The 14,179-nt window shown below is 65.1% G+C and carries 17 protein-coding genes; 9 read left to right on the forward strand and 8 right to left on the reverse strand.

What is annotated here, in order from left to right; genetic code table 11:
* Positions 1-21 precede the first annotated feature (21 nt).
* The 5 genes from AC4PTO_RS10450 (at position 22) to lysC (ending at position 1,698) form a co-directional block, all read left to right on the forward strand.
* Positions 22-375, forward strand: a complete 354-nt coding sequence (locus tag AC4PTO_RS10450; protein ID WP_492728238.1) for a hypothetical protein — start codon at positions 22-24, stop codon at positions 373-375.
* A complete protein-coding gene (locus tag AC4PTO_RS10455; protein ID WP_492728240.1) occupies positions 375-509 on the forward strand; it encodes a hypothetical protein in 135 nt (44 codons plus the stop codon). Before AC4PTO_RS10450 ends, AC4PTO_RS10455 begins: the two co-directional genes overlap by 1 nt.
* On the forward strand, positions 506-1,135 hold the full coding sequence (locus AC4PTO_RS10460) for a peptidoglycan-binding domain-containing protein (protein WP_492728242.1): 630 nt from the start codon (positions 506-508) through the stop codon (positions 1,133-1,135). The genes AC4PTO_RS10455 and AC4PTO_RS10460 overlap by 4 nt, the downstream gene beginning before the upstream one ends.
* A gap of 103 nt (positions 1,136-1,238) precedes the next feature.
* Positions 1,239-1,526: a hypothetical protein gene (locus AC4PTO_RS10465; protein ID WP_492728244.1), complete on the forward strand. Its 288-nt coding sequence runs from the start codon at positions 1,239-1,241 to the stop codon at positions 1,524-1,526.
* Entirely contained in the window at positions 1,474-1,698 is a 225-nt protein-coding gene (gene lysC / locus AC4PTO_RS10470; RefSeq protein ID WP_492728246.1) for an Rz1-like lysis system protein LysC, read from the forward strand. Before AC4PTO_RS10465 ends, lysC begins: the two co-directional genes overlap by 53 nt.
* 398 nt (positions 1,699-2,096) lie before the next feature.
* On the opposite strand, the gene AC4PTO_RS10475 is transcribed toward lysC, so the two are convergent.
* The 4 genes from AC4PTO_RS10475 to AC4PTO_RS10490 form a co-directional block, all read right to left on the reverse strand.
* The gene (locus tag AC4PTO_RS10475; RefSeq protein ID WP_492728247.1) at positions 2,097-3,404 is read right to left on the reverse strand and encodes an FtsX-like permease family protein; all 1,308 of its coding nucleotides are present in this window, start codon (positions 3,402-3,404) and stop codon (positions 2,097-2,099) included.
* Complete coding sequence (locus tag AC4PTO_RS10480; protein ID WP_492728248.1) at positions 3,397-4,104, reverse strand: ABC transporter ATP-binding protein; 708 nt, start codon at positions 4,102-4,104, stop codon at positions 3,397-3,399. The genes AC4PTO_RS10475 and AC4PTO_RS10480 overlap by 8 nt, the downstream gene beginning before the upstream one ends.
* A complete protein-coding gene (locus AC4PTO_RS10485; protein ID WP_492728250.1) occupies positions 4,082-4,507 on the reverse strand; it encodes a hypothetical protein in 426 nt (141 codons plus the stop codon). Before AC4PTO_RS10485 ends, AC4PTO_RS10480 begins: the two co-directional genes overlap by 23 nt.
* Positions 4,508-4,585: 78 nt before the next feature.
* Positions 4,586-6,079 (reverse strand): alkaline phosphatase, encoded by a 1,494-nt coding sequence (locus AC4PTO_RS10490; RefSeq protein WP_492728251.1) that lies wholly within the window; start codon positions 6,077-6,079, stop codon positions 4,586-4,588.
* A 533-nt stretch (positions 6,080-6,612) separates the two neighbouring features.
* Here AC4PTO_RS10490 and AC4PTO_RS10495 point away from each other — a divergent pair.
* Positions 6,613-8,994: a sensor histidine kinase gene (locus AC4PTO_RS10495; protein ID WP_492728252.1), complete on the forward strand. Its 2,382-nt coding sequence runs from the start codon at positions 6,613-6,615 to the stop codon at positions 8,992-8,994.
* A 51-nt stretch (positions 8,995-9,045) separates the two neighbouring features.
* Positions 9,046-9,657, forward strand: a complete 612-nt coding sequence (locus AC4PTO_RS10500; RefSeq protein WP_492728254.1) for a response regulator transcription factor — start codon at positions 9,046-9,048, stop codon at positions 9,655-9,657.
* 105 nt (positions 9,658-9,762) lie between these two features.
* On the opposite strand, the gene AC4PTO_RS10505 is transcribed toward AC4PTO_RS10500, so the two are convergent.
* From AC4PTO_RS10505 to AC4PTO_RS10515, 3 genes are all read right to left on the reverse strand, one after another.
* Entirely contained in the window at positions 9,763-10,095 is a 333-nt protein-coding gene (locus AC4PTO_RS10505; protein WP_492728256.1) for a PepSY domain-containing protein, read from the reverse strand.
* Between the two features lie 175 nt (positions 10,096-10,270).
* Positions 10,271-10,936 (reverse strand): cytochrome b/b6 domain-containing protein, encoded by a 666-nt coding sequence (locus AC4PTO_RS10510; RefSeq protein ID WP_492728258.1) that lies wholly within the window; start codon positions 10,934-10,936, stop codon positions 10,271-10,273.
* Between the two features lie 4 nt (positions 10,937-10,940).
* On the reverse strand, positions 10,941-11,246 hold the full coding sequence (locus tag AC4PTO_RS10515; protein WP_492728260.1) for a PepSY domain-containing protein: 306 nt from the start codon (positions 11,244-11,246) through the stop codon (positions 10,941-10,943).
* Between the two features lie 143 nt (positions 11,247-11,389).
* On the opposite strand from AC4PTO_RS10515, the gene AC4PTO_RS10520 reads away from it, so the two are divergent.
* Positions 11,390-12,049 (forward strand): response regulator transcription factor, encoded by a 660-nt coding sequence (locus AC4PTO_RS10520; protein ID WP_492728262.1) that lies wholly within the window; start codon positions 11,390-11,392, stop codon positions 12,047-12,049.
* Positions 12,046-13,377 carry a sensor histidine kinase gene (locus AC4PTO_RS10525; RefSeq protein ID WP_492728263.1) on the forward strand — a complete coding sequence of 444 codons (1,332 nt, stop codon included), beginning with the start codon at positions 12,046-12,048 and terminating at the stop codon, positions 13,375-13,377. Before AC4PTO_RS10520 ends, AC4PTO_RS10525 begins: the two co-directional genes overlap by 4 nt.
* A 35-nt stretch (positions 13,378-13,412) precedes the next feature.
* Here the strand turns inward: AC4PTO_RS10525 and AC4PTO_RS10530 are convergent, their stop codons facing one another.
* Positions 13,413-14,177 carry an aldolase/citrate lyase family protein gene (locus tag AC4PTO_RS10530; protein ID WP_492728265.1) on the reverse strand — a complete coding sequence of 255 codons (765 nt, stop codon included), beginning with the start codon at positions 14,175-14,177 and terminating at the stop codon, positions 13,413-13,415.
* Between the last annotated feature and the right edge of the window lie 2 nt (positions 14,178-14,179).

Below are 14,179 nucleotides of genomic sequence, written 5' to 3' on the forward strand. Positions count from 1 at the left end.
CGACCAGCGGAGACGAGCAGAATGAACGAGAACGATGCAACGATCTGGGGCGAGATCTGGCGATCTGCAGCGGCAAGCGCAACGCTTGCTGCTGCGGCATGGGGCGCGGCGGGCGGCGCAACCAACGCGCTGATCATCAAGGTTCGTACGCGCGAGGCCATTCGCCAGATCGCCCTGGGTGCGCTGACGTCGGCGGGGATGGGCACCGGGTCTGGCGCCGTGATCGCGCACTGGCTGGACCTGCCGGCCGAGGTCATCCCCGTGTTTGGTGCGGGCGGGGCTGCATCGTATTTCGTCGGCGTGTTCGGCCCCGCGATCATCGAGGTGGTTCTGTCCCGCATCGGATCGGGACGCTTGCCTGGGGAGGGTGGATAATGCGCGCGAAAGTCCCTGTCATTCGCCGGGACAAGAAATGTCCCTGGGCCGATTTCTGGCACCGCATCCGCGTCGGTCTGATCGTCGCGGTGCTGATCGTGCTGCTGCAACATCTCGCGGGGTGCACCACATGACCACATACGAAATTCGCATGCTTCAGGCGCGCTGCGCCGCGCTTGGGTTCTGGCCCGGGCCGATCGATGGCAAATACGGCCCGCGCACCCGCGCGGCCGAGGCCGAGGCGCGGGCGGCGCAGAAACGGCGCGGGCGGCCGCTCATCCATCCGTCCGGCATCAGCATTATCCGCTGGCACTGGACCGGTGGGGCGCACACGGCCAATGCGACGGACCGCCGCGCCTATCATCGCCTGTATCAGGGCGACGGCAGCGTGATCGCGGCCCACCCGCTGACTGCGCATCTGGCCCACACGCGCTATGCCAATGACGGTGCGATCGGGCAATCGCTCTGCGCGATGCGGGAGGCTGTCGAGCGGCCGTTCGATGCCGGCCGGTCACCGATCACCGAGGTGCAGCTGGATGCGATGCTGATCGATAGTGCGCGGTTCGCATTGGAATACGACATCCCCGTTTCGATCTGGTCGACGCACAGCCACGCCGAGGTGCAGCCGACGCTGGGGATCGCGCAGCGCCAGAAGTGGGATATCTGCTGGCTGCCCGGCATGGCCCGGCCCGGCGATCCGATCGAGGTGGGCAACATGCTGCGCGACATGCTGCGCGCCAAGTTGAGGGCGATGGCATGAGCCTGTTCTGGACCGTGGTCGCAATTCTGGCCGCCGGCGCTGCCGGGGTCGTGATCGGCATCGTGGCGGTGGCGCTGCTGATCCATGCCGGGCTGCGGCGGTGATGATCAAATACCTGCTGATTTTTGCCCTGCTGGCGGCGCTTGGCCTTGGGGGGCTGTCGTGGCACCTGCAATCGCGCAACGCCCGCCTGTCGGCCGCCCTGTCGGCCGCTGAGGCGCAGGTGGCGTCCTATGCCAGGACGGCCGAGATCCACGCCGCCCATATCAAGCGGATGGCGGCCGAGGCCGAGGCCTGGGCCGACATCGAGCATGACCTGAAATCCATGGAGGGCCGCGATGCGCCGCTGTCTGATCATCTGCGCCGGGCTGCTGGCCGGCTGTGGCCCTGACCCTGCGCCGGATCTGCATATCCCGCCTGATCTACTCCAGCCGGTGGCGGGCTGGACCGGCCCGACGCCGCAGACCGAGGGCCAGCTGATCGACGCCGCCGCCGCCGAAAAGCGTGGCCGACAGCGGGCGAATGCCCAAATCCGCGCGATTGCGGAGATCGTAACCCATTGATATGAAACGGACCAGAAAACCCATCGCAGCAACCTAACCAATTGAAATCACTGATTAACATGCTAACTGTTAATCAATTGGTCGTAGGTTCGATCCCTACCGCCGGAGCCAAAATCTCTTAATACGATCAACGGCATAAAAGTCTCGCAAAAGCGAGATCTTTGTCGTTTTCGGGGGCCTCCTCAACAACTCTGCCACATTCGGACTTCTACAATGGAAAATGCCGCGCCCGAAGGCACGGCCCTGTTGTCGATATGGGCGGCGGTGGGCGGGGATCGAACTCAATGGCACAGCCATCATCGACTTCCACGACACGGAAGAGGCACGCTCGTTCGCCGGGATTGGCGCTGCCGTAACACAAGAAGCGCATAACACAATGAAACAAATGAAAGATTAAATCAGCCTCGAAGATCAACCAACAGGCGCCGCCGGATCGCGGCCCATGCCGGCAACAGCGCAAGCAGAAGCGTGAGGCTGATGAATCCGGCGACCAGGTGCACCTCGTTCCAGCCAAGCCGGGCGGTCACCAGAACATCGGTCCGGCTTGTGATAACGGCCGAAAGAAGCCGCGCCGCGCCCCAGCCAAGCCCGAGCCCTATGCCCGCCCCCGCCGCGATCAGCACCGCGCAATAGCTCCAGACCACGGCGAAGACGAAGCGCCCCGGCGCACCGATCGCGCGCAGGACAGCAAGACTGCGCGCGATCAGTCGCATCAGGATCATCAGGCCGATCAGTACCGACAGCGTCACCAGAACCTGGCTCAGCACCGCCAGAAGGGACATGGCGCTGCGGATCTCGCGCATCAGTCCGTGAAGCTGCGCCAGCACCGTGCCGGGAAAGAAGGCCATCATGTCCTTGCGGGTGAATTGCGATTTCAGCGCGTAATTGCCCCAGACCTCGCGGGCGCGCACCAGAACCGCGGGGGTGCCGGGAATCTGGTCGCTCAGGAAAGGCGGGCCGATCCGCGCATCGCCCGGCGCATGGCCATCGGGCAGCCCGTGAACCGCCCAGACCCCTTCGACCGGCACGAGGATGGCGCGATCCCACGGGCTTCCGGTCGGCGCTATCCGGCCGGTCACGCGGTAGGAAACGCCGTCATGCGCGTCATGTTCCGCAGCATCGGCTTCGCCATGAACGGGGCTGAACGAGGCCCCTGGCGCCAGCGGCGCATAGGCGCCGACCACGGCCTCGTCCCGCGTGGCGAAAAGACGGCCTTCCGCCAAGGGGCCCGCCAGATGGGTCACGAATTGCGCCGTGGTGCCGACGACCGGCGCACCCTGATAGCTGTCGCCAAAGGCGATAGGGGCCGCGAAATCGACCCCGTCGGCCCCGGCAATCTCAGCATACTGAGCGCCGGAAAGAAGCGCCATGTCAGAGGGTTGCAGATAGACGGCGGCCAGCATCGCGGTCAGCTCGCTGCCTGGCGCGGCGACGATTAGGTCGAACTTCCCGGCCGCCCGCGCCGAGCCCTGCCGGAGCCCGCGTTCCTGCGCGACAAGGCCGGTCCCCACCCCGACCGAGACCGCGATCAGCAGCACGAAAAGCGCATTCACCGAAGCGAAACGGCGCAGCATCGCCCGCACCAGCGCCCGGGGCGCAAGGCCCCGCAGGACGATGGCACCCGCCAGAACCCCCGGCGCGACAAGGAGCAGCGCGACAAGGGCGTCCTGCATGCCGGGCGACAGGGCGCGCCACATCTCAGTCATGGCTGTCCTCGACGATGCGCCCATCGGCAATGACAAGGCAGCGATCCAGCCGCGCGGCGAAGGCCGGGTCATGCGTGACGGCGATCAGCGTCCGCCCGTCCGCGCGCGCAAGCCGCGCAAGATCGGACCCAAGCGCATCGGCCGCCGCGCGATCAAGGCTTGCCGTCGGTTCGTCGGCAAGGATCACCGGCGGCTCGCAGGCAAGGGCGCGCGCCACCGCGATGCGCTGCCGCTCTCCGCCCGAGCAACTGGCCACGCTGCGCGCGTCCAGGCCCCCAAGCCCCAGCCGCGCAAGCCAGCCCCCGGCCCGGGCGACAAGGGCTGCGCGCGCGGGCCGGGGCGCAAAGGCCGCCGCAAGTGCGGCATTGCCCAGTGCCGAAAGCTCTTCGAAAAGGTGGTAATCCTGAAAGACCAGGCCAAAGCTGTGCCGGCGGATCGCCGCGCGCCCGGCCTCGTCCAGCGCGGCGATATCCTGCCCGCCCCAAAGCACCTGCCCCTCATCAGGCGGCAAAAGCCCTGACAGCACATGCAGAAGCGTCGACTTGCCCGCGCCCGAGGCCCCCATCACCGCAACGGACTGCCCGGCGGGCACGGCCAGGCGATCCAGCGCAAGAAGCCCCCGCCCCCGGCCCGAGCGCACCCGCACCCCTGCGGCCAGAAGATCGGGGACCATCAGCTCAGGCCCGCGCGAAGGTGGCATCGGAAAGACGCACCTTCGAATAGAAGCCAAGCTCGGGATCGACATGATCGCCCAGCTCAAGGATCCCTTCGGCCAGGATGGGCACGTTGAAGGGCACGACATCGACGATCCGCCGGGCATAGACGGCCAGGATGTCGTCGGGCCAGGGCATGCCCGGCTCGCAGAAGGGGCAGACGGCCATGGGACGGTTGGTCAGCACGAAGAACACCGATTCCGCCCGGAGCGGCGGCGCCATGAACCCCGAGACAGCGATCCGCTTGCCCATTGCCCCCTGCGCAAGATCGGAAAAGCTCAGATCCTTGTTGTAAAGTTCGCGCAGCCGCACCGGCCCAGGCGTTGCGGCGCGGGCCGCGCGCGCAATGGCCAGAGCGGGCATCAGGGCAAGGATCTGGCGGCGGTTCATGGCACTCTCCGTCAAGGTATCGGGCAAACGGGCATGGGCCCCGGATCGCGCCGGGGCCCACAGTCACACAGGCGCGCCTTATTCGGCGTGCACGGCGTAGTTCATGACGTGGAAGATTACGTTCTGCTCGATCACGCCGCCGAACAGATGCGCCCACGGGCCGCGCGCATAGACCGCCACATCCTCGCCCGAGTGGGTTTCAGAGGACATCGGCACAAGCGCCTGCTGGATGTAGTCGACATCCGTGGCCTGATCCTCGCTCAGCTCTGGACGGCTACCCGCATAGCTGCCGTCAGCCTGCTGAACCAGCACCGAACCCACACCGTTTAGGAAGCCCGCCACGGTATAGGGCTTGCCGTCATCGCCCAGATTAGGAACTCCGGAATGCTCGACACCCTGCTCGTTCTCGGCCATGCACAGTCCCAGGATATTCGAGCCGCGCCCGCAATATCCGTTGAAGGCAAGGGCATGTTCGTGATCGGCCGTAACGATGATCAGCGTGTCTTCGGCATTCGTCATTTCGACCGCCTTTGCGATCGCATCAGCGAAGGCCTTGCCGTCGCTGACGGTGCGGTAAAGGTTGCCGTCATGGTTGGCATGGTCGACACGGCCGCCCTCGACGGACAGGTAGAAGCCCTGCTCGTTAGCCGACAGCGTCTTGATCGCGGCCTCGGTCATCTCGGCCAGCGACGGCTCGCCCGTGCGGTCGACCTCGTATTTCATGTGGCTCGATTCAAACAGGCCGAGGATCGGGGCATTGCCCCCCTGGGCGAGCGCGGCAAAATCCTCTTCGCCATAGACCACTTGGGCGCCGATCGCGCGAAGCTCTTCGGTCAGGTCGCGGCCATCGGTGCGCTTGCCCGCCTTGCCTTCCACATCGGTCACGCTTTCGGGCAGGAAATGGCCGCGCCCGCCGCCAAGTGCCAGGTCGATCACGCCGGCCTTCATCTGCTCGGCAAGCTGGTCGGCGATGTCCTTCTGCGTGCAGCCTTCGGGAAGCGCGGAATTGTCTTCCCAGTCGCGGCTGACGGTGCGGGCATAGACCGCGGCCGGCGTGGCATGGGTGATGCGCGCGGTCGAGATCACGCCGACGGACTTGCCCATCTCGCTCACGATCTCGGCGAAGGTTCGGGTTCCGGCTTCCGCCCCCGCGGCGCAATCGCCCACATTCACCGTATCGAGAATGTTGATCATGCCGTTCTTCGTCTTGATGCCGGAATTCATCGCGGCCGCGGTCGGGGCCGAATCCGGGGTCTGGCCGTTCGACGAATAGGTCTTGACCAGCGCGACATTGGGGAAGGCCTCATGCGGCTGGACATAGTCGTCGCCCAGCCCCCCGGCCTGCTGGCCCGAGAACAAGCGGATCGCGTAATTGGTGCCCACACCGTTGCCATCTGCCGTGAACAGGATCACGTTGCGGGCCTTGCCGGTGACCGGCTGGACCGCAAGGCGCGCGGCGATCGTGTCCTGCGCCGCCTTGAACCAGTCCGATCCCGCCTGCGGCAAATCCTGCGCCGAGGCCCCCGAAACGAGCGTCAGGGCAAGGGTGCTGGAATAGAGAATCTGTTTCATGGTCTGTCTGTCTCCTGAACCTACCGGGGGCTGGCTTACGAGAGGCAGATGACAGTTGGGTTACATGCCGCCAAAAAGTTTCCAGGCCTTCGCCGGACGGGTCGAACGAACAGCCCCAAGAAACCCGGAACTTTCAAGGAGATCGTCAACGCATTGTTTTGAAAATAAAAAACCGGCGTCGCGGATGAAACTCCACGACGCCGGCCGGTTCGCTTTCTGGCCCGAACCATCGCCAACACTCAATACTCGTTACCAACACGGGAAGAAAAGGATTGGGCGGAAATAAACCGGATAATCTTTACTGGCCCTTTGTCTCACGAAAGTGGACGACCTGTGAATTCGCAACATTACCTAGGCAAATCTGCCTATTGCGAGGAAGCAATGCGTGCTTTTCAAGGACAATCTGGCCCTTTTTCTGTTACCGTGCCTGCGGAGCGGCGATCACCCGGCCTCAAATCGAAGACAGCGACGCGGCGTGCCGGCCGATTCCTCCCCCCGGCCGTCAGCGGTAAATGACGGAAGAGACGACAAAAATGCTGGGAATGAACAAGTCGCTGGGGATGGTGATCGCCATCTGCCTTGCCGGGCTTCAGTTTCTTGCGGTTCTGGCTGTGGTGTTTTCTTCATACATCTCGTCGGAACGTGCGCTGATCGGGCATGCGCGCGATCTTTTGCATGACGTTGGCGTCAACACGATCGAACATTCGCGCTGGTTCCTGCGGCCGGCCAAGGACGCGGCCGAGCTGGCCGCGCGGCTGGCCGAAAACCAGGTCATCGTCAGCGAAGACCTGAGTCAGCTTGAACAGTTCCTGTTCCAGCAGTTGCGCCTCGCCTCTCAGTTCTCGGGCCTTTACTATGGCGCCGAAGACGGCAGCTTCGTGTTCGTCATGCGCAGCCCTGACGGCCCCGGACCGTTCCGGACCAAATTCATCTCGACCGAGAACGGCGCGCGCAAGGTCGAACTGGTCTGGCGCGACGCAGATTTCCGCATCGTCGAGACCCGCCGCGACGACGCGGACCCTTACGATCCGCGCACCCGCCCTTGGTTCGTTCGCGCCAAGGACACCCGCGAGACGGTCTGGACGGATCCCTACATCTTCTATTCGTCGCAACAACCGGGCATCACGCTTTCCGCCCCTGTGCAAAACACGACAGGCGAGGTGAAGGGCGTGGTCGGCGTGGATATCGAGATCGGCATGATCTCGCATTTCCTGGCAAGGTTGCAGATCGGCGACCGGGGGCGCGCGCTGATCATCAACCGCAACGGCGACGTGATCGCCCATCCGCTCATCGACCTGATCCGCACGACGAATGTGGACGGTACCCTTCGCTTCGTGAACATCGCCGATTTCGACGATCCGGTGGCGCGCACGGCCTTTTCGGCCATCGCCGCGGGGGGCGGACAGGTCGGCAGCGAGGCGCCTTCGGAATTTTCCTACGAGGGCGAGCAATATGTGACCGCGATCCTGCCCATGCCCGGCGAAATCCTACCCTGGACCATTGCCGTCTACGCCCCGGAGGACGATTTCACCGCCGCGATCAAGCGCAACCGCGCGATGAACATCTGGATCGCCGCGGCGGTCGCGCTGGTCACCGGGTTGATCAGCCTCGCCCTTGCCAACGCGATCCACAAGCCCTTCCGCGATTTCGCGCTGCGCTCGGCCATGCTGTCGCGCGGCGAGATCGACCCCAACGAAAAGCTGCCCCGCACCTATCACGAACTTGAGCGGGCCAACGCGGCACTGTCCGAACAGATCGTGGCGCGCCAGCGGTCCGAGGCGGAATATCGTCAGACCTTCCGCCTTGCCCCGCAGGGGGTGGCCCATGTCGTGCCCGGCAGCGGCGCGTTCATCCGTGCCAACGAACGCTTCTGCGCCATTTCAGGCTATAGCGCGGGGGAACTGGCACATATGCACCTGACCGACCTTGCCGCCCCTGAGGATCTGCCGGTCTGGCGCTCGGTGGCGCTCAAGGATGCGAGCGTGGCGGTGCATCGTCAGATCCGCTGCCGGCGCAAGGACGGAGAGGTAATCTGGGTCTCGATCAACGCCATCCTCATCCACGGCCAGGGGCAAGAGCCGCTTTATACCGTCGTGACGATGGACGACATAACCTACAAGAAGCGCGCCGAGGGGCAGATCCGGCAGCTCAGCCGCGAACTGTCGCACCTGTCGCGCGGCAACACGATGGGGCAGATGGCCGCCGGCCTCGCGCATGAGCTGAACCAGCCGCTGACCGCAATCGCACAAAACGCGGATACGGCACTGCATCTGCTGGGGCAAAAGCCAACCGATGTTGCCGAACTGAACGAAATCCTGTCGGAAATCTCGCAGCAATCCTTGCGTTCGGGCGAGATCATCCGCGCGTTGCGCGGTTTCATCATGCGCGACGAAGGCGCGCGCATCGCCTTCGATTTCGGCATGCTGCTGACCCAGACCATGCTTCTTGTGCAGGCCGAGGCGACCGAGGCCGGCGTCACCATCGAAACTACGGTGCCGGCCGACATGCCCATGCTTGAAGGCAACCGCGTGCAGGTTGCGCAGGTGCTGGTCAACCTGTTGCGCAACGCAATCGAGGCAATGTCGACAGGCGTTGACACCGACAGGCTTGTCACCGTGCGCGCCACCGCACACGGCAGGCAGGCAATGATCGAGGTCGAGGATAACGGCCCAGGAATCAGCCCCGACATCGCACTTTTTACCCAGTTCGACACCTCGAAACCCAATGGTATGGGGCTGGGTTTGTCGATCTGCCGCTCGATCGTCGAGGCGAATGGCGGCACATTGATCCATGACGACAGCTATGTGGGGGGCGCACGGTTCTGCTTCACCCTGCCCGTCGCCAGAGAGGCGCGTGACGTGACGGAACACCCTGAAACGAAAGAACATCTGGCAGAAGGCGCAGATGCCACATAATACCAAGGGGGAACAGGATCGCACCACGGAGGAGGAGGCCGCGAAGAATCCATGCCCGACAGCCCACTTACCATTTTCCTGGTCGATGACGACGATGCCATCCGCTCCTCGCTTTCGCGCGCCCTGAAAACCCGCGGCTTCGATGTCGAGGCGCATGCTTCGGCGTTCTCGTTTCTCGAATCCTATGGCGGCTCGCGTCAGGGATGTCTGATCCTCGATTACGGCATGCCGGGGATGGACGGGCTGGAATTGCAGGCACGGCTGAACGAGCTGGGGCATGATCTGTCGATCATCTTCATCACCGGGCATGGCGGGGTGCCAGAGTCAGTTCAGGCGATCAAGGGCGGTGCCGTCGACTTTCTGGAAAAGCCGTTTTCCCAGGCCATACTGATCGAGCGACTCGAGGCCGCCTGCGCACAGATACGCGAATCCCGGCAGCGCACTGCGGACGCGCGCGCGCGCCTTGCCCGCATCGACCGCCTGACCCCGCGCGAACGCGAAATCGTCGATCATATCGTGGCCCATCCTTCCGAGATTTCCAGCAAGGCGATTGCCGCGCGCCTTGGGGTCAGCCCGCGCACCGTCGATCATCACCGCGCCCGTATCCTTGAAAAACTCGGGGCAAGCTCGCTGGTCGAGGTTCTTGCCATGGCAACCCGCTAGGCGCCCTGCCCCACCTTGCACCCTGTCCGCGCGGCTTGGCCGGTTTTCAAAATGAAACGGGCCGGCGCTTGCTGCCGGCCCGTGATCCTGTCGCGCGCCTTCGGGTCAGTTCGGCGCCTCGGTCAGGGGCACGACCGACGGCGCCGGCGCCAGCATCGGCGCCCGATAGGCGAACTTCTTGATCTTGGCTTCGACCACCTCAAGGGTTTCGGGGTCGATCTTGGCTTTCACGACATTGCCACCGGGGTCGGTCGCAAGAACCTCATAGCAGCCGTCGTCAACTTCCATCTCACGCAGGGTCCAGTCGTAATTCCGTGCCAGCTCGATCACGGCATCCCAGGATTGCGGCTGCGCGGTCGGCCGGCAGTCAACGCCGGCAAGCGCCGCCCCGGCCGGAAGGGTGGCAAGAAGGGCAAGGGCCACAAGCTTCGTTTTCATGGTGCGAACTCCTCTGATCGGTTTTTCCATGAAAGGACATTGCGCCCCGAACCTGATCGCGCACTGACGCGCCGCCACTTTCCCCGTCAGCCTCCGGTCAGCTTTGCGGCAAACAAAAAGGCCCCGCCTTCCGGACGGGGCCCTTGCCGGGCAATCTACCTTGCGCCTTGGCCGGTCAGGCGATGTCGTCCGGCCCCGGCGCGTGCTTGGTACCGGTCACCATGGCGCGGGCCAGGTTTTCACGATGGCGGAAGGATGCCAGCAGGACGCCTCCGACATGCAGCGCCACAAGCACAAGGGCAAATGTAGCCAGGGCTTCGTGCACATCCTCCAGCGCCTCCATGCCTTCATCGTCGTCCCTGTCGTGATCGTCCATTCCATCCGCGAAAGCAGGGGATACGGCTTGCGGAAGCTCTGGCACCAGCGAAAGCCGCGTCGGCTCTTCCAGCAGCCAGCCGGTCAGCGCGGTGCCCGCGAGCGTCAGCAGCAATACCACGACCATCACCGCACCCGCCGGGTTGTGCCCGATATAGCGCCGCTCGCGCCCGCGCATCATGTCGCCAAGATAAGACAGCGTCACGGCCGGGCCGCGCAGGAATTGCGCAAAACGCGCGAACCGGCTGCCGACAAATCCCCAGATCAGGCGAAAGGCGATCAGCCCCGCGACGGCATAGCCCGCAAGCTCGTGCACCGGCTGAACCTCATCGGCCGACAACCACGCGACGGCAAAGGCCGTCACGAGGCCCCAGTGAAAGACGCGTAGCAGCGGATCCCAGACCCGCACGCTACCCACCGGGCCGGACAAATCCGCGGGGTCTGCATGTTTCATCGTATCAGTCATGGTTTCACCCCTTATCATCGCGGCGGGCGCGATCGTCATCATCGTCATCGTATTCGACCTCGATCACGGCCAGCGTGCCGGGGTGAACCGTCACCTCGATCTCGCGTCCGTCCGTGTCGGTGCCCTTGATCTCATAGCAGCCATCGTCGATCTTGATGCGCCGGACGGTCCAGCCGTTTTCACCGGCAAGCTGCGCCACGGCCTCCTTTGGTTGCCAGTCGGCCATGGGCACGAAACAGTCGTCGTCGGCAAGCGCCGCCCCTGCGGGAAGGATCGAAAGAAAGGCAAGAATTGTCAGCGACTTCTTCATGGCGCAAACTCCGGGTTGCGGCGGGTTGAAGGACGTTATGCACGGCGAACCTGACGGGATGCTGAAGCGCGCGGCGCGGCACGATCAGCTTTGCGTCAGCCTGGATTGCCAGGGATGCGCGTCAGGACAAGGAAGGGAATACGATGCGGATCCTGCTGATCGAGGATGACACGGTTCTGGGCGCCGCCATACGCGACGAGATCGCGGCAGGCGGCCAGTCGGTCGATTGGGTCACGCGGCTGGACGCGGCGGGGGATGCCCTTGCCGGTGCGGCCTATGATCTGGTCCTGCTCGACCTGATGTTGCCCGATGGGCGGGGCATCGTGTTCCTTCGCGCGCTGCGGGCACGGGGCGATGTGACGCCGGTCATCATCCTGACCGCGCTTGATCAGGTGTCCGACCGGATCGAGGGGCTGAATGCCGGGGCCGACGATTATCTGGTGAAACCCTTCGACCTGGCCGAGCTGACGGCGCGGATCGGCTCGGTCGCGCGGCGCTACAGCGGCAATCCCAACCCGATCGTGATGCACGGCCCGCTTGCCATCGACCTGTCCGCCCGCACAATCCGCCGCGACGGCCGCCCCGTGCAGCTGACCGCGCGCGAATGGGCCCTGTTCGAGGCGCTCCTGACCCGTCCGGGGCAGCTTCTTTCCAAGGCGCAGCTTGAGGAAAAGCTTTATGCCTTCGACGCCGAGGTGGAAAGCAACACCATCGAGGTCCATGTCAGCCGGCTGCGCAAGAAGCTGGGTGCGGCGGTGATCAAGACCGAACGCGGGCTGGGATACCGGCTGGGGGCACCATGAGAATGCCGCGCAGCCTTCAGCTTCGGCTGGGACTTTCGCTTGGCATTCTGCTAAGCCTTCTGTGGATCCTGGCGGCCACCGTCACCGCGGTGGCGATGCGTCAGCAGATGGACCGGATCTTCGACTCGACCTTGCAGGAGGCCGCGCAGCGCCTGCTTCCGCTGGCCGTCGTCGAGATCGTCGGGCGCGAGGACGAAGGCGTGACCCAACGCCTGGCCGATCTGCGCGAACATGACGAGTTCCTCACCTATATCGTGCAGGACGACAGGGGCCGCGTCCTGCTGCAATCGCACAAGGCCGATCCGGCCCTGTTTCCCGCCTGGAGCGGGCCGGGCTTTCGCACCTCCGCCACGCATCGCCTTTATGGCGAAGAGGCGCTTCAGGGCACGATCCGCCTGACCATCGCGGAGCCGCTGGATCATCGCGCGGCGGCGGCGCGCGATGTGCGCCTGCGCCTGTGGCTTCCGCTTCTGGTCGTGATCCCGGCCGCGTTGCTGGTGATCGTTCTGGCCGTCCGTTCGGGCCTTGCGCCGCTCCGGCGTTACCGCGACCGGCTTGCCGCCCGCTCGCCGCTGGACCTGACCCCGATCCCCTGCAAGGATCTGCCCGTCGAGGCCGCCCCGGTCGGGGCCGCGCTGAACCTGCTGCTGGCCCGCCTGAAATCCGCCTTCGAGGCCGAGCGCAGCTTCGCCGCCAATGCCGCGCATGAGCTGCGCACACCGCTGGCCGGGGCCATTGCGCAGGCGCAGCGGCTTCAGGCGGAAACGCAGGACGCCGATGCCGCACAGCGCGCGGCCGAAATCGAGGCCTCGCTGAAGCGACTGACCCGGATGGCCGAGCGGCTGATGCAGCTTGCCCGCGCCGAAGGCGGGCGGCTGCGGCTTGGGCACAGCGCGGATCTGCGCATCGCCGCCCGGCTGATCGTGGAAGACATCGAACGCGCCGCACCGGGCCGGATCGCGCTTGGCCTGCCCGCGCAGCCGGTGATGTCGGATCTTGACCCCGACACCTTCGGCATCCTGTGCCGCAACCTCATCGAGAACGCCCTGCGCCATGGCGCCCCCGACGGGCGGATCGAGGTCGCACTAGGGCCTGACGGCACATTCCGCGTCAGCAATGACGGCCCTGTCGTTGCGACAGAGATGCTTGACCGGCTGACCCGCCGGTTCGAGAGGGGAAGCACCGCAAACGCGGGCAGCGGGCTTGGCCTTGCCATCGTTGCGGCCATCGCGGAACGGATCCCGGCGCCGCTTGTGCTGCGCTCCCCCCGGCCCGGAAGCCCGTCGGGCTTCGAGGCGGAACTGGTTCTTCCGACCGGCACGGATTGATCCTCCCGGACCGCCCTGCCCCCTGACGGATACCGTCAGCCAGAAAGCCCGTTTCGCATTGCCCGCAGGCCGGCATTCAACGCCCCGACATCCGAGCCGATGGCCAGAAACTCGACCCCCATCTGCCGATAGCCACGCGCTAGGGCCAGATCGCCGGTCAGGATTCCCGCGGCCTTGCCCGCCGCGCGGATCCGGCGCAGCGCATCGACCACGCGGGCCTGGACTTCCGCCGCACCGGGGTTGCCGATATGGCCCATATCCGCCGCAAGATCGGCGGGCCCCACGAACACGCCGTCGACACCGTCAAGCGCCAGGATCCCGTCCAGCGCCTCAAGCGCGGCCAGGCTTTCGACCTGAAGCAGCAGACAGATCCCGTCATTGGCCTTTTGCAGGTAATCCGTCACGGTACCGTAAAGCGAGGCGCGCGCCAGCGATGCCCCGATCCCCCGGACACCCATCGGCGGATAGAGCACCGAGCGCACCGCCTCGCGCGCCTGCTCGACGCTGTCGATCATCGGCAACAGCAGTGTTTTGGCACCAACATCCAGCGCCTGCTTGATCAGGGCCCGGTCGTCGCTGCGTAGGCGGACGACCGGATGCGCGGCCGACCCGATGGCCCGCAACTGCGCCAGAATATCGCGCAGGCCGTTCGGGCCGTGTTCGGCATCAATCACCAGCCAGTCGAAACCGGCCTGTGCGCAAAGCTCGGCCGTGGTGGCCTCGCCAAGCGACAGCCAGAGGCCGATCTGGGTTTTCCCCGTCCTGAGATCGGCCTTGAAGGCGTTTTCCGCTGCGTCCATCG

Source organism: Rhodobacter maritimus (genome assembly GCF_058747975.1).

What these genes read in the sequence shown, in the direction of transcription:
- AC4PTO_RS10450 (WP_492728238.1), top strand. Translation starts at nt 22, where the DNA reads ATGAACGAGAACGATGCAACGATCTGGGGCGAGATCTGGCGATCTGCA.
- AC4PTO_RS10455 (WP_492728240.1), top strand. Translation starts at nt 375, where the DNA reads ATGCGCGCGAAAGTCCCTGTCATTCGCCGGGACAAGAAATGTCCCTGG.
- AC4PTO_RS10460 (WP_492728242.1), top strand. Translation starts at nt 506, where the DNA reads ATGACCACATACGAAATTCGCATGCTTCAGGCGCGCTGCGCCGCGCTT.
- AC4PTO_RS10465 (WP_492728244.1), top strand. Translation starts at nt 1,239, where the DNA reads ATGATCAAATACCTGCTGATTTTTGCCCTGCTGGCGGCGCTTGGCCTT.
- lysC (WP_492728246.1), top strand. Translation starts at nt 1,474, where the DNA reads ATGCGCCGCTGTCTGATCATCTGCGCCGGGCTGCTGGCCGGCTGTGGC.
- AC4PTO_RS10475 (WP_492728247.1), bottom strand. Translation starts at nt 3,404, where the DNA reads ATGACTGAGATGTGGCGCGCCCTGTCGCCCGGCATGCAGGACGCCCTT.
- AC4PTO_RS10480 (WP_492728248.1), bottom strand. Translation starts at nt 4,104, where the DNA reads ATGCCACCTTCGCGCGGGCCTGAGCTGATGGTCCCCGATCTTCTGGCC.
- AC4PTO_RS10485 (WP_492728250.1), bottom strand. Translation starts at nt 4,507, where the DNA reads ATGAACCGCCGCCAGATCCTTGCCCTGATGCCCGCTCTGGCCATTGCG.
- AC4PTO_RS10490 (WP_492728251.1), bottom strand. Translation starts at nt 6,079, where the DNA reads ATGAAACAGATTCTCTATTCCAGCACCCTTGCCCTGACGCTCGTTTCG.
- AC4PTO_RS10495 (WP_492728252.1), top strand. Translation starts at nt 6,613, where the DNA reads ATGCTGGGAATGAACAAGTCGCTGGGGATGGTGATCGCCATCTGCCTT.
- AC4PTO_RS10500 (WP_492728254.1), top strand. Translation starts at nt 9,046, where the DNA reads ATGCCCGACAGCCCACTTACCATTTTCCTGGTCGATGACGACGATGCC.
- AC4PTO_RS10505 (WP_492728256.1), bottom strand. Translation starts at nt 10,095, where the DNA reads ATGAAAACGAAGCTTGTGGCCCTTGCCCTTCTTGCCACCCTTCCGGCC.
- AC4PTO_RS10510 (WP_492728258.1), bottom strand. Translation starts at nt 10,936, where the DNA reads ATGACTGATACGATGAAACATGCAGACCCCGCGGATTTGTCCGGCCCG.
- AC4PTO_RS10515 (WP_492728260.1), bottom strand. Translation starts at nt 11,246, where the DNA reads ATGAAGAAGTCGCTGACAATTCTTGCCTTTCTTTCGATCCTTCCCGCA.
- AC4PTO_RS10520 (WP_492728262.1), top strand. Translation starts at nt 11,390, where the DNA reads ATGCGGATCCTGCTGATCGAGGATGACACGGTTCTGGGCGCCGCCATA.
- AC4PTO_RS10525 (WP_492728263.1), top strand. Translation starts at nt 12,046, where the DNA reads ATGAGAATGCCGCGCAGCCTTCAGCTTCGGCTGGGACTTTCGCTTGGC.
- AC4PTO_RS10530 (WP_492728265.1), bottom strand. Translation starts at nt 14,177, where the DNA reads ATGGACGCAGCGGAAAACGCCTTCAAGGCCGATCTCAGGACGGGGAAA.